This window comes from Chryseobacterium scophthalmum (assembly GCF_900143185.1).
Classification (GTDB): domain Bacteria; phylum Bacteroidota; class Bacteroidia; order Flavobacteriales; family Weeksellaceae; genus Chryseobacterium; species Chryseobacterium scophthalmum.
This window is the reverse complement of record NZ_FSRQ01000002.1, coordinates 528420-541172: the sequence shown is the minus strand read 5'-3', so window position 1 is coordinate 541172 and position 12753 is coordinate 528420. Positions and strand designations below refer to the sequence as shown.

Annotated in this window: 11 protein-coding genes; 2 read left to right on the top strand and 9 right to left on the bottom strand. The window is 35.1% G+C overall.

Annotation, left to right across the window (positions count from 1 at the left end):
* Positions 1-43: 43 nt before the first annotated feature.
* From BUR17_RS12720 to BUR17_RS12710, 3 genes are all read right to left on the bottom strand, one after another.
* Positions 44-2125, bottom strand: coding sequence for a T9SS type A sorting domain-containing protein (locus tag BUR17_RS12720; RefSeq protein ID WP_074230736.1), 2082 nt, complete (start codon positions 2123-2125; stop codon positions 44-46).
* 202 nt (positions 2126-2327) lie between these two features.
* Positions 2328-2609, bottom strand: a complete 282-nt coding sequence (locus tag BUR17_RS12715) for a T9SS type A sorting domain-containing protein (protein WP_074230735.1) — start codon at positions 2607-2609, stop codon at positions 2328-2330.
* A complete protein-coding gene (locus BUR17_RS12710) occupies positions 2600-4408 on the bottom strand; it encodes an NHL repeat-containing protein (RefSeq protein ID WP_074230734.1) in 1809 nt (602 codons plus the stop codon). Before BUR17_RS12710 ends, BUR17_RS12715 begins: the two co-directional genes overlap by 10 nt.
* A gap of 147 nt (positions 4409-4555) precedes the next feature.
* Here BUR17_RS12710 and BUR17_RS12705 point away from each other — a divergent pair, with 147 nt between their 5' ends.
* Positions 4556-5422: a helix-turn-helix domain-containing protein gene (locus BUR17_RS12705; protein WP_159437600.1), complete on the top strand. Its 867-nt coding sequence runs from the start codon at positions 4556-4558 to the stop codon at positions 5420-5422.
* A 99-nt stretch (positions 5423-5521) separates the two neighbouring features.
* Here the strand turns inward: BUR17_RS12705 and BUR17_RS12700 are convergent, their stop codons facing one another.
* Together BUR17_RS12700 and BUR17_RS12695 are read right to left on the bottom strand one after the other, a co-directional pair.
* On the bottom strand, positions 5522-5812 hold the full coding sequence (locus BUR17_RS12700; protein ID WP_074230732.1) for a hypothetical protein: 291 nt from the start codon (positions 5810-5812) through the stop codon (positions 5522-5524).
* 180 nt (positions 5813-5992) lie between these two features.
* Positions 5993-7600, bottom strand: coding sequence for a fumarate hydratase (locus BUR17_RS12695; protein ID WP_074230731.1), 1608 nt, complete (start codon positions 7598-7600; stop codon positions 5993-5995).
* Positions 7601-7919: 319 nt separating this feature from the next.
* Between BUR17_RS12695 and fumC the strand changes: the two genes are divergently transcribed.
* Complete coding sequence (gene fumC / locus BUR17_RS12690; protein ID WP_074230730.1) at positions 7920-9314, top strand: class II fumarate hydratase; 1395 nt, start codon at positions 7920-7922, stop codon at positions 9312-9314.
* A 129-nt stretch (positions 9315-9443) separates the two neighbouring features.
* Here the strand turns inward: fumC and BUR17_RS12685 are convergent, their stop codons facing one another.
* Genes BUR17_RS12685 through BUR17_RS12670 form a run of 4 tightly spaced genes read right to left on the bottom strand, consistent with a single transcriptional unit; the run spans position 9444 to position 12708 of the window.
* Complete coding sequence (locus BUR17_RS12685) at positions 9444-10472, bottom strand: S41 family peptidase (protein WP_074230729.1); 1029 nt, start codon at positions 10470-10472, stop codon at positions 9444-9446.
* A 20-nt stretch (positions 10473-10492) separates the two neighbouring features.
* Positions 10493-11530, bottom strand: a complete 1038-nt coding sequence (locus BUR17_RS12680) for an outer membrane beta-barrel protein (protein ID WP_074230728.1) — start codon at positions 11528-11530, stop codon at positions 10493-10495.
* Positions 11531-11558: 28 nt separating this feature from the next.
* Positions 11559-12161, bottom strand: coding sequence for a hypothetical protein (locus BUR17_RS12675; protein WP_074230727.1), 603 nt, complete (start codon positions 12159-12161; stop codon positions 11559-11561).
* Entirely contained in the window at positions 12148-12708 is a 561-nt protein-coding gene (locus tag BUR17_RS12670; RefSeq protein ID WP_074230726.1) for an RNA polymerase sigma factor, read from the bottom strand. Before BUR17_RS12670 ends, BUR17_RS12675 begins: the two co-directional genes overlap by 14 nt.
* Positions 12709-12753 lie beyond the last annotated feature (45 nt).

Genomic DNA, 12753 nt, shown 5'->3' with positions numbered 1-12753 from the left:
GCCTTTACTTTTTTTGAAACAGTATTTAATTCTAAAAACCGAATTAGTTTTTAATTACTTTTTTAGAAATTATCTGCCCATTTTTCAATTGTAATTCAACAATATAAACTCCTTTCTGAAGCTGTTGCATATTGATTGTATTATTTGAAAACTGTACATTCATTTTTTGTCCTACAACATTGGTAACGTTTACTTTATCGATATCAGAATCTGTTTTAATATTTAAAATTCCGTTCGTAGGATTGGGGTAAATTCCAATAACATTTCTTTTGATATCTGAAGTTCCTAAGCCTGTAGTAACCTCTTTTATACATCTTATCGATTGACCCTGAGCTCTTGGTCCACCAGAATTTGGATTAGCCAAAGCTGTAGAATTATATAAATATTTCCCCCCAGAATTGGCTACATCTCCGCTCCAATAATATCCTCTTTCACCAACATAAGTGAATCCTCCTGAACTTTGACTTCTATAGCCTGCTGCAGGTAATTTTAATTTGCTGGTAAATGCATTTGCTGCACTAGACATCCCTTCTGCACTTACAACAGTAACCCAGTCTGCCTGAGAAGGTAATTTCCAGCCTGCACCGATTGCCTTACACGGATCAACACTTACTTCTGAGGTTATTGCTGAAGTATTCGCTCCATTCCAAAGATCATTTGAAGCATTTGTTGACCACCACGCAGGATTATTTCCTAAAATAAATGATGTAATACCAGAAAGACCTGTAGGATTATTGATTGTCGGAACTGTTGTTGTAGCAGAATTTCTGTTTTGATGGCCATCATCCCATCTTCCCCACTGGAAAAGATCACCGAAAGATTCTGAATCTGCCATAGAAGTCGCCACTTGTCTACTTCCTAAGTTTTGCTGAAGCCAAACTTTACCATCAGATCCTCTTACTGTCGTGTAAGTTACTTGCTGACCTTTGTAAGTAAAAGTTACACAGCTTGTATCTCCTGGATTCATTCCGGGATCTGCGTTATTACATGTAGGTGTTGTAGTAGGCAATTGAACCCTCTTCACTCTTACTCCATTTTGAGAATAAGTAAGGACCAAAGTATTGTTTACTGCGTCATATTGTAAATCATTATATAAAGCGGTACCATCTGATACAAAATCTCCACCAAAAGCTGTCCAAGTATTGTTCGCTGAATCAAATTCGTAAACTGTGTTTTTCCCACCATTTACAGCCCATCCGCTTGCTACAGTGTACAGTTTACCAGAAGGAGTAACCGCAATAGAAACATTATACAAGTCGTTTGAAATTCCAAAATCGGCGTTACCAACTTGCACCCAGTTTGTTCCGTCAAATTTCTTCACATTCAGCCTTCTGTTATTTGCTGCTGTGGATGAATATATAACGTACAAAGTATTGTCTGATCCAATTGCAATATCTGAAGTTGCATTTGCACCCTCTGTGAATGCACTACCCACTGAAGCTCCACCAACTAAAGACCACGCATCCGTTGAAGAAGCTGTTAAATTATTTTCAAAAACTCTTACTCCGGATGCAATATGACAAACATAAACCTTTCCGTTTGTTCCGATAACCATTTCTGCATGAGTTGGATTTGCACCTGCAATATTTGTAGGACCTACTTGTTCCCAAGCTCCGTTAACCAATCTTTTCACAGTTCCTGAACCCACAGATGCATACACATACGGAATACCATTCGGAGCCACTGCTGATGCCTGATAATTTGTTGTATCTGTAAATGGAAGAGAAAGTAAACTCCATGATGTTCCGTCAAATTTTCTTACTTCCATTCCTGAGTTGGGATAACCCCATTGATTGGTATAATATACATTTCCTGACGTATCTAATGAAAGCGAATTATAGGTTGCTGTGGCAGTTGTAATTCCTGCATTTCCTCCAACATATGACCAAGAAGTTCCATTAAATTTTTGAACCGAGCCTTTTGTAACTGAAACATCATAGTAAGAAACATAATAATTTCCCTGTACATCAATCGCCAGATTATTATAACTACTTCCACCTGTGGAAATACTTCCTGCAGAACCTACATCAACCCATTGTTGAGCATTCAGTAAACCTACTGCGATATAAAGGACACCAAATCCGGCTCCCATTCTTTTTATTTTTGATTGTAAATTTTTAAACATAAATAATTCTATTTTTATTTATTCTAAATTATTTTATAATTTTCGGCAAAATTAATCTTGAAAACAAACAAAGAGTTATCATTTCCCATTTTTTAGTTATCATATCAAACATGATGATTGTCATTCATCTGAATATAAAAGTATTAGACGGCAATTTCAAAAAGAAACAACCGTCTAAAGCGAGTCAAATATTAAATGAATGTTAGTTTTTAATTACTTTCTTAGAAATTTTTTGTCCGTTTTTCAATATCATTTCTACAATATAAACTCCACTTGGTAAGTTTTGCATATTAATTTGATTATTCGAATACTGAATTTTCAATCTTTGCCCGACAACATTGGTTACGTTTACGGCATTAACTTCAGAATCTGTTTTAATATTTAAAATTCCATTGGTTGGGTTAGGATAAACTCCGATGGTTACTTTTTTAATTTCTGAAGTTCCCAATCCGGTGGTAACATCTTTTATACATCTTACAGACATTCCCGCATCTCTGCTTGCGCTGTTAGATAAAGTTGAAATCCACTGATATATAAATGTTGACCAGATCCTGTATATGGTGATGCTGATGAAGACCAAAGATAAAGTCGTGTTCCAGGAGAGAAAATACCGCTATAATCCTTCATTCCTGCAGGAATCAGTTTTAAATGACTTGAAAGTGCCGAATTATATTCTGAAATATTTTCTGCGGTCATAGCTGCGTCAATTTCCCCAACGGTTGGAAGTCTCCAGTCTAAGCCGATTGCTTTACAAGGGTCTGCCCCCTTTGTTGCCGTTGCAGCGGAAGCGTTTTCTGCGGTCCAGGTATCAGAATCAGTTCCTCCAGACCAAAAGTTTGAAGACGAATTATATGCCGCAGAATGGAAAGCTGCATTTCCTCCATTTAACCCTGAAGGATTATTTGGTGAAGGAGCTGTAGCTGATAAAGATGAATTTCTCAGCTGATGACCATCATCCCATCTTCCCCATTGGAAAAGATCTCCATATGCATCTGAATCTGTAAGTGAAGTTGCCACCTTTGTACTTCCTAAATTTTGCTGAAGCCAGATTTTACCATCCGTTCCTCTTACCGTAGTGTAAGTGACCGATTGACCTCTATAGTTAAAGGTTACACAACCAACATCTCCCGGATTGGTTCCCGGATCTGTATTATTACAAACCGGAGTTGAAGGGGCAATAGAAATTCTTTTAACCTTTGTAAAATCCTGAGAATAAGCTAAAACAAGAAAATTATTTACATTATCAACCACCAAATCGTTATAAGTAGCTTCATCATCAGAAATAAAATTACCCCCAAACGTAGACCAAGTATTGGTAGCTATATCTAATTGATAGGCAGTGTTTTTCAGAAAATTATCATCTTCCCAACGACTTGCTACAACATAAGGTTTCCCTGCAGATGTTACTGCAATTGCAACATGCTGAACTCCTCCTGATGAAAAATAAGCATTCCCAACCTGCTCCCAACTAATGCCGTTGAATTTCTTTACATTTACTTTTCTAGAATTTGCAGAGTTTGAGACATAGGCAACATACAAATTGTTATTGTTATCGATTGCAATATCCGAAGTATACTGTTCACCTGATGACGATGCATCTACAATACTTCCACCTACCAAGTTCCAATTATCAGAAGTTGTAGCGGTTGTTGTATTTTCATAAACCCTTACTCCACTCGCTACATTACAAGTATACACTTTATTATTTGTGCCAATGACCATTTCCGCAAATGCGGCTCCATTAGAAAAACCAGCATTTCCAACTTGTTCCCAAGCTCCATTCACCAATCTTTTTACAATTCCTGAACTTTGAGTGCTGTACGTAAACAATGTTCCAGACGGAGCAACCGCTGAAGCGTGATAATTAATCGTTGAAGTTGTCGGGCTTGCCAATTGTGTCCAAGAAGTACCGTTAAACTTACGAACTTCTAAACCATTTCCTTGATTGGTATAATAAAGATCTGTTCCCGTAGAATTAATCGATAATGAATTGAAAGTTGCATAACTTGAGGTAATTCCTGGACTTCCTCCCACATAAGACCATGAAGTTCCGTTAAATTTCTGAACTGAACCTTTCTGAACTGAAACATCATAATACGAAAGATAATAGTTCCCTACATTATCAATCACTAAATTATTATAACTGCTTCCGCCTGCAGAAACATTCGCTGATGAGCCCACATTTTGCCATTGTTGAGCTTTTACAAAATCACTTGATGCAATCGATAGCACAAAAACACTTAAACAGAGTTTTGCAACTGAAGAATATAAATTTCTAAACATAATACATATTGTTTTTATTTATTCTAAATTTAATTTACTTTTGCAAAAGTAACTTGCATCTTAAATCCCTAGTTATCATTTTCAAATTTTCACTTATCGGATGCAGGCTCTTACTTGAGTAATATGGAAACAAAAACGCTTCGAACAATGAAACAGACGAAAAGAGGCTTACTATTTAAATCTGAGGACATTAAAGTGATTTTTAATGAAGATGCAACGAATGAAAATTACTTACAATCTCATTTTGTTGAAGGAGAATCTAGTTTTAATTTGTTGTTTTTGCTGAGTCCGAACATCAATTTGCAGGCTTCAGATTGTGGCACTCAATTTAAATTCAAAAAGAATCAGTACATCCTTCATTATTCTTCTTCGGAAAACAGAGCTGAATTATGGACAGAAAATCAGGAAGTTTTAAAATACATTCAGATACAGGTCAATTATAAATACATTTTTGATTTAATTGATCCTCATTCTACTATTGAAAGTGCAGAAATTCTGGAAAACATGAAGAATAATAATTTTATTTTTCTTCATAAACAGACTCCACCAAATATGACGGTGGAAATGCATATGATCTTAAAGGAGATTTTGGGATATTCTAAAAAAGGAATAATGCAGAAACTCTTTATTGAAGCTAAAATTATCAAACTTTTAATTCTGATATTCGAACAGTTTAATGAAAAAGATATCGAAGAAGATCTATCTAAAACTCCTGAAACGATCAAGAAATTTTTAGATGAAAACTATCATAAAAATCTAAAAATTGAAGAGATTTCTAAATTAATAGGTATCAATCAGAATAAGTTGAGAAAAGAATTTAAAGAACAATATCAAACGACTATTGTAAATTACATTTCAGAACTCAGAATGCTGAAAGCAAAAAAAATGATCGTCAACAATAGAATTATGATTAAAGAAATTGCAATAGAATGCGGTTATGAATATGTTCAGAATTTCACCCGAGCCTTCAAGAAAAAATTCGGAGTATCACCGGAAAAACTGAGATTGGGATAAAAAAGAAAAACCACTAAAATAAATTTAGTGGTTTAATATATGTTGTTTTGCTTTGATATTACTTTCTCGGAATTCGTGTGAGAAAGCAATGACAATCAATTAATGATGTCCGTGATCGTGTCCGTGGCTTTCGTGAATGAAAGGACCGTGACCTTTAGGCTGGCTGAAAATTACTTCAACACCTTCTTGCTCAGTAAGCAATTTACTTCTGATCTGTTCCGGATCAAAAGGCTTTACTTTACCAAAGTATTCTTTCAAACCTTCAGTTAACCACAAAGGAATGATAAAACCGAAAAACATTAAGATACACCAGAATCCTACAAGGAACATACATACGAAATAAATTGTCCAAAGGAATTGGTAAAACGGCCAAAATGCTGATAACATCATGTTTCTTAAATTTTAAGCAAAAGTAGGGCTTTTTTCTTTTTCATCAAAAGATATAGAACCTAAATTTTGCAATTTATTTTTATTTTAAACTAATTAATCGAGATATTAGAAGTTAGATTTTAGATATTAGATAACAATTGCTACTCTAAAATTCTTACATCTACCTTTTAATCCTAAATTTTAATGGGCAAGATTTGCAAAAAAATCATTTCCTTTATCATCGGTAATAATGAATGCAGGGAAATCTTTTACTTCAATTTTTCTTACCGCTTCCATTCCTAATTCAGGGAAATCTACTACCTCAACCGACAAAATATTGTCTTTTGCCAAAATTGCAGCAGGACCTCCGATCGAACCGATGTAGAAACCTCCGTATTTATGACAAGCATTGGTAACATCTGCCGTTCTGTTTCCTTTTGCCAACATCACCATGCTTCCACCATGACTTTGGAACTCGTCTACATAAACATCCATTCTTCCCGCAGTTGTAGGTCCGAAACTTCCTGAAGCCATTCCTTCCGGAGTTTTTGCCGGTCCTGCATAATAAATCGGATGATTTTTGAAATATTCAGGCATTGGTTTTCCGGCATCCAATAATTCTTTGATTTTTGCGTGAGCAATATCTCTCGCAACAATCAAAGTTCCGTTTAATTTCAGTCTTGTTTTGATTGGATATTTAGACAATTCAGCCAAAATTTCAGGCATTGGCTTATTCAAATTAATTTCAACCGCTTCTTCCAAATGTGGCGGAGTTGCCGGTAAAAATCTTTTCGGATCTTGCTCCAATTGCTCTAAGAAGATGCCGTCTTTGGTAATTTTCCCTTTAATATTTCTGTCTGCCGAACAAGAAACTCCCATTCCAACCGGGCACGAAGCCGCGTGGCGAGGAAGTCTGATCACACGCACGTCATGCGTTAAATATTTTCCACCAAACTGTGCTCCAATGGCACTTTCCTGGCAGATCTTCTGAACTTTTGCTTCCCATTCCAAATCTCTGAAAGCCTGACCTGCTTCATTTCCTTCAGTTGGAAGATTGTCATAATATTTTGCTGATGCTTTTTTCACAGCAGCCAAATTGGCTTCTGCAGAAGTTCCTCCGATCACCAAAGCTAAGTGATAAGGCGGACAAGCCGCAGTTCCCAGATCTGAAATTCTTTCTTTTACAAAAGCTTCCAAAGATTTTTCGTTCAATAAAGATTTTGTCTTTTGATAAAGGAAAGTTTTGTTAGCAGAACCTCCTCCTTTCGTCAGGAATAAAAATTCGTAATAATTTCCTTTTTTAGCATAAATATCGATTTGTGCCGGAAGATTTGAACCAGAATTTTTCTCATCAAACATCGTTAAAGGAACCACCTGAGAATATCTTAAGTTTCTTTTTTGGTAGGTATTGTAAATTCCTTTGCTTAAATATTCACCGTCTTCTACACCGGTATAAACATTTTCGCCTTTTTTACCCATCACAATCGCCGTTCCGGTATCCTGACACGAAGGCAAAGCACCTTCCACTGCAACTGCAGCATTTTGCAATAAATTATAAGCAACAAATCTGTCGTTATCCGTAGCTTCAGGATCATCGATAATTCTTCTCAAACTTTCTAAATGCGAAGAACGAAGCATGAAAGAAACGTCTGCCATTGCTTCTTCAGCCAGCAATTCCAATCCTTTCGGATCTACTGTTAAAATTTCTCTTTCCCCATGCTTTTCAACCTTCACGTAGTCTGAAGTCAATTTTTTGTATTCCGTATCATCTTTTAAAATTGGATACGGATCTTGATATTTAAAATCCATTTACTTTCTATTTCAGTGCAAAAATACGGCTTACGAAAAAAAACATGAGCAAAATCAGCGACTTATCATCGTATTTATAATGATTATAAATTGCGAGGTTTTTTATTATTGAGTAATTTTATAGGAAGATTTTTTAATCATAAAATCAAGAAAGTTTTAATTAATAGACATCGAGTTTGTCATTCCGCAGGAATCTCAGCAAAGAATTTAATGTAAATCGTTTAGATTCCTACGGAATGACAAACTGAACAGATAATTTTTGTGTTTTCAGTTTATGATTAAAATTTAAAACTAAACAGAAACAAATATTTCAATCACAATGAATTACAGAATAGAAAAAGACACCATGGGTGAAGTGCAGGTTCCTGCAGATAAGTTTTGGGGCGCACAAACAGAACGTTCTAGAAACAATTTCAAAATCGGACCGGAAGGTTCTATGCCTCACGAAATTATCGAAGCTTTTGCTTATTTAAAAAAAGCGGCAGCATTTACCAACACGGATTTGGGAGTTCTTCCGGCTTCAAAAAGAGATATGATCGCAAAAGTTTGCGATGAAATCTTAGACGGTAAACTGAATGACCAATTTCCTTTGGTGATTTGGCAAACCGGATCTGGAACACAATCGAATATGAATGTGAATGAAGTGGTTTCAAACAGAGCACATGTAAATAATGGCGGAACTTTAGGCGACAAATCAGAAGTTCACCCGAATGATGATGTAAATAAATCTCAGTCTTCCAACGATACTTATCCAACTGCGATGCATATTGCAGCTTACAAAAAAGTGGTTGAAGTAACCCTTCCTGCAGTTGAGAAACTAAAAAATACGTTGAACGAAAAAGCAGTGTCTTTTAAAGACATTGTAAAAATCGGAAGAACGCATTTGATGGATGCAACTCCGTTGACTTTAGGACAAGAATTCTCAGGATATGTTGCCCAATTAAATTACGGCATTAAAGCGTTGAAAAACACACTACCTCATCTTTCTGAGCTTGCTTTAGGAGGAACTGCGGTAGGAACAGGATTGAACACTCCAAAAGGTTATGATGTAAAAGTAGCGGAATATATTGCAAAATTCACCAACCTTCCTTTCGTAACTGCTGAAAATAAGTTTGAAGCTTTGGCTGCTCATGATGCTATTGTAGAAACTCACGGAGCTTTAAAACAATTGGCAGTTTCTTTATATAAAATTGCTCAGGATATAAGATTATTAGCTTCTGGACCTCGTTCAGGAATTGGTGAAATTCATATTCCTGAAAACGAACCGGGTTCTTCTATTATGCCGGGAAAAGTAAATCCTACTCAAAACGAAGCGTTAACAATGGTTTGTGCACAGGTTTTAGGAAATGATACCACAATTTCTTTTGCAGGAACTCAGGGAAATTATGAACTGAATGTTTTCAAACCGGTAATGGCTTACAATTTCTTACAGTCAGCCCAATTGATTGCCGATGCATGTATTTCATTCAATGACCATTGTGCAGTGGGAATCGAGCCGAATCATGAAAGAATTAAAGAACTGGTTGACAAATCTTTGATGTTGGTAACCGCATTAAACACGCATATTGGTTATGAAAACGCCGCAAAGATTGCTAAAACAGCTTACAAAAACGGAACAACTTTAAAAGAAGAAGCTATCAATCTTGGTTTTGTAACTTCTGAACAATTTGACGAATGGGTAAAACCAGAAGACATGGTGGGAAGCTTGAAATAAGGCTCACAACATAAAACAAAAACACTCCGTAGAAGATTCTGCGGAGTGTTTTTGTTTGTTAATGTGAATGTTGATTTTTATTACTCAATTCTTATGCCAAATTGAGATATTCGTTAGTTTGTCATGAAATTATTTTTTAGTGAAAAATTGTATGGCTTCCTGAATGTTTTTGTCTTGCATTAAATCATCAAAATTATCTTCTTTCGAAATGATAATATCCGGAGGTATTTGCTTGTAATAATTTCCATTTCTATCACAATCATACCCTGTACTCATTGGCATTATTGCATCAAAAGGTAGTGTTACAACCATATTGGAAGTAGTTTTTCCTAAGGTTTTTTCTCCTATAAAAATTGTGTTTGATCTTCCTTTAAAAGCTAAAGCGGTCACTTCACCTGAGCTTGCCGTTAATCCACCAATAAGTACAGCAACTTTAGATTTATCGATCAACTCACCTTTGGGTTTTATATAAGCCGATTTCTTTTCTCCCTGATCGTAAACTCCTTTATTCAATTTAGTCGAGTTAATCAACTTTTTATCTATACCAAGAGTTCCCCAAACCACATTATCTCCCAACAAATCATATAAAGCTAACAACATTGGTGTAGAATTTCCACCTGTATTAAAACGAAGATCTACAATCCAACCTTCCAATTTATTATTCGTTTTCAATTCTGCTATTTTGTCATATAAAGGCTGAGCAATTTTATGAACATTTTCAGAACTAAAATCATTAAATGAAATACTTGGCATCAAAATATAACCATACTTTTCATCTAAAACTTTTGCTTCGAATTGTGGTTTAGTAGCAAACTTTGTCATCCATTGCTTGTTAAAATTTTCCCACGAAATTTCTACTGAAGGACCGTAATTTTTCCCCTGATAAGTTACTTTAGAATGATCTGCCCCAATTTTCTCAAATAAAACCTTCACTTCTTTTAAAGAACTTTTAAAATCTTTTGCCGTTTCAAGGTTTTTAAAGGTCTCAGTCTTTAATTTTTTCCAATCGTAATCTTTCTTATATAGATACGCAACTTCTAAAGATTTAAAAATTTTATCATAAAATACTTTTGTACTGTCCTGCGAAGTTTTCAACTTTTGTGCATTTACATTCAGCACAAAACACAACAAGCAAATTAATCCTAAAGCTTTTTTCATTATTTATTTGTTAGCTTAAATTACCATCCCAAAGCAACTCCGAAAACCAAAGCTTTGTCGTTTGGAAAATAAGAGTCTTTAAAGTAATTGCTGAAATCTTTTTTCACGAAAAGAGAAAGATTATCATAAGAAAGCGTAAACTGCGCTCCGTAAACAAAAGGATTTACCTGATAATTTGATTTATCTCTGAAACCCTGACTATCTCCTTTCACAATATTATTCGATGCCATTTTAATTCCGCCATAAACATTCGCTCCCACTCTGAAACCGTCTGAATAAGGTCTGTACTGAACATCCATTCCTGCACTTTTCAGCTTGGAAAAATTATATTGAAAACCCAGCGGAACCATAATGTAGCCAGTTCTTAATTTAGCTTTATCAAGACTTCCTTCATATTTTGTAAGAAAAACATCTCCGTTTTGTTTTGCAAAAATCATATTGTTATCTGTACGAACGGTTCTCCAGGAAAAACCTAAACCTGAAATCAATCCCCACGGACTGGTTCTGCTGAATTGATAATTGAATTTCAAACCAAATTCAAGATTATTGGCGTAACCCAAATTTTTATCTAAATCATTATCTGCTTTATCATTCGTCAACGTCATGATTCCGTAAGAGAAATATCCATCAAGATTTTTTGTAGGACGGAACTTCTTCAATAATTTTTCTTTTAATTCTTCGTTTGAAGTTACATCAGAATTCAAAAGAGAATATCTTACCTGCTTCTGAATTACCTGATCTAAATCAAATCCTAAGCTTTCAATTCTTGCATCAATTTTTTGAGAATAGCTGTCTGCAACCTGAGCTTTTTGCTTGTCGAATTCTGCTTTATCTAAATTTTTAGCCTGCAGAATCAACAATTCACTTTCCATCTGTTTCTTTTCTTCCTGAATAATGGTATTGATTTTCGCAGCGTACTCTTCTACTTTCTCTTTTACAATCGGGCTTACCGTAGTATCTTCTTTTGACTGAAGATTTAAACTTAACGATTTTCTTTGTGCATTTATTGAGGTCGCAACAAGGCACAACATTCCTGTGATGATAAATTTCTTAATCATGATATTATATTTTTTAGTTTAAATTGGATTATTTTGTATTGAGGTCGATCGTCGCAACATTGCTTCCATCCTTAGATTTTTCGATGACATCTTTATGCTCTACCGAGAAAAGCAGTGTAGAAGGATCTACATATCTTTTTTTCTTCTGAATTTTCGCAGAATCAGATTTTGCCATAATTTTCGTTGGCGGATTCAGTGTTATCTGAGAAGCAATTCCTGAAGGATTTTCTTTAATTAATGGTAAATTATTCTTTACAGGAACTATTTTTTCTTCCGAAGAACTATTTTTTATCTGAGTCAGTTTTCCCTGATCTTCTTTTACAATAGTTTCCTGTGAATTTATTTTTTCAGGTTGTGTTATTGTACTTTCTTTATTTAAAGAAGGAGTTTTAACCGTTTCAGCAACCTGTATTTTTGGTTCGGCTTCATTATTAAAAAACAAAACTACTCCCAAGCCAAATACCAAAACAAAACATGCGGCAAGCAAAACCCAGTTCAGTTTAGATTTTTTTGAACCTGTATTTTCAGTTTGAGCCTGAATTTCCGACCACAGATCTCTTGACGGAGCGACTTCCCGCTCATCGATTTGCTTTTTGATCTGATATTCTAAATTATTTTTAAACGTGTTCATTTTTCAGTTTTTTTTGTTGTTGAAAGTAGATCTTTCTCAATTTTTCTTTTGCTCTGAAGAGTTGGGTTTTGCTTACTGCCAAAGAAATATTTAGCGTATCTGCAATTTCCTGATGCGAATATTCTTCAATCACATAAAGGTTGAAAACCATTCTGTACGCATCCGGAAGCTGATCTAAAAGTTCCTGAGCATTAAAATCAAAATCTATTGCCTCTTCGTGTAAATCTTCCAAAACAGAGGCGTGAACATCATCCAGATAGAAAACTGTCTTACGGCTTTTGATAAAATTGAGACATTCGTTGACTACAATTTTTCTTGCCCATCCTTCAAAATTTCCTTCACCGCGAAAGCTTTCGATATGTTTAAAAATTTTACAAAATGCTTTGATCACGCAATCTTCCGCCTGATACAAATCGCTGACGTAGCTTTTTGCCACACTCAGGAATTTTTTTACACTTTGGTCATAAAAGATTTTCTGCGCAGCAGGATCCTGCTTCTTCAGCCGGCTCAGCAAATCTTCTTTTTTATTTTTAAACAAAAGCTTCATGGTTTATTCTGTTTCTATAGTAAAGACAGTGAAATTTTGAAAAGG

Bases quoted from the DNA above. Each gene is read 5' to 3' on its own strand.
- BUR17_RS12685 (WP_074230729.1), bottom strand. From the start codon at position 10,472: ATGAAAAAAGCTTTAGGATTAATTTGCTTGTTGTGTTTTGTGCTGAAT.
- BUR17_RS12695 (WP_074230731.1), bottom strand. From the start codon at position 7,600: ATGGATTTTAAATATCAAGATCCGTATCCAATTTTAAAAGATGATACG.
- fumC (WP_074230730.1), top strand. From the start codon at position 7,920: ATGAATTACAGAATAGAAAAAGACACCATGGGTGAAGTGCAGGTTCCT.
- BUR17_RS12710 (WP_074230734.1), bottom strand. From the start codon at position 4,408: ATGTTTAGAAATTTATATTCTTCAGTTGCAAAACTCTGTTTAAGTGTT.
- BUR17_RS12675 (WP_074230727.1), bottom strand. From the start codon at position 12,161: ATGAACACGTTTAAAAATAATTTAGAATATCAGATCAAAAAGCAAATC.
- BUR17_RS12680 (WP_074230728.1), bottom strand. From the start codon at position 11,530: ATGATTAAGAAATTTATCATCACAGGAATGTTGTGCCTTGTTGCGACC.
- BUR17_RS12705 (WP_159437600.1), top strand. From the start codon at position 4,556: ATGAAACAGACGAAAAGAGGCTTACTATTTAAATCTGAGGACATTAAA.
- BUR17_RS12720 (WP_074230736.1), bottom strand. From the start codon at position 2,125: ATGTTTAAAAATTTACAATCAAAAATAAAAAGAATGGGAGCCGGATTT.
- BUR17_RS12670 (WP_074230726.1), bottom strand. From the start codon at position 12,708: ATGAAGCTTTTGTTTAAAAATAAAAAAGAAGATTTGCTGAGCCGGCTG.
- BUR17_RS12715 (WP_074230735.1), bottom strand. From the start codon at position 2,609: ATGTCTGTAAGATGTATAAAAGATGTTACCACCGGATTGGGAACTTCA.
- BUR17_RS12700 (WP_074230732.1), bottom strand. From the start codon at position 5,812: ATGATGTTATCAGCATTTTGGCCGTTTTACCAATTCCTTTGGACAATT.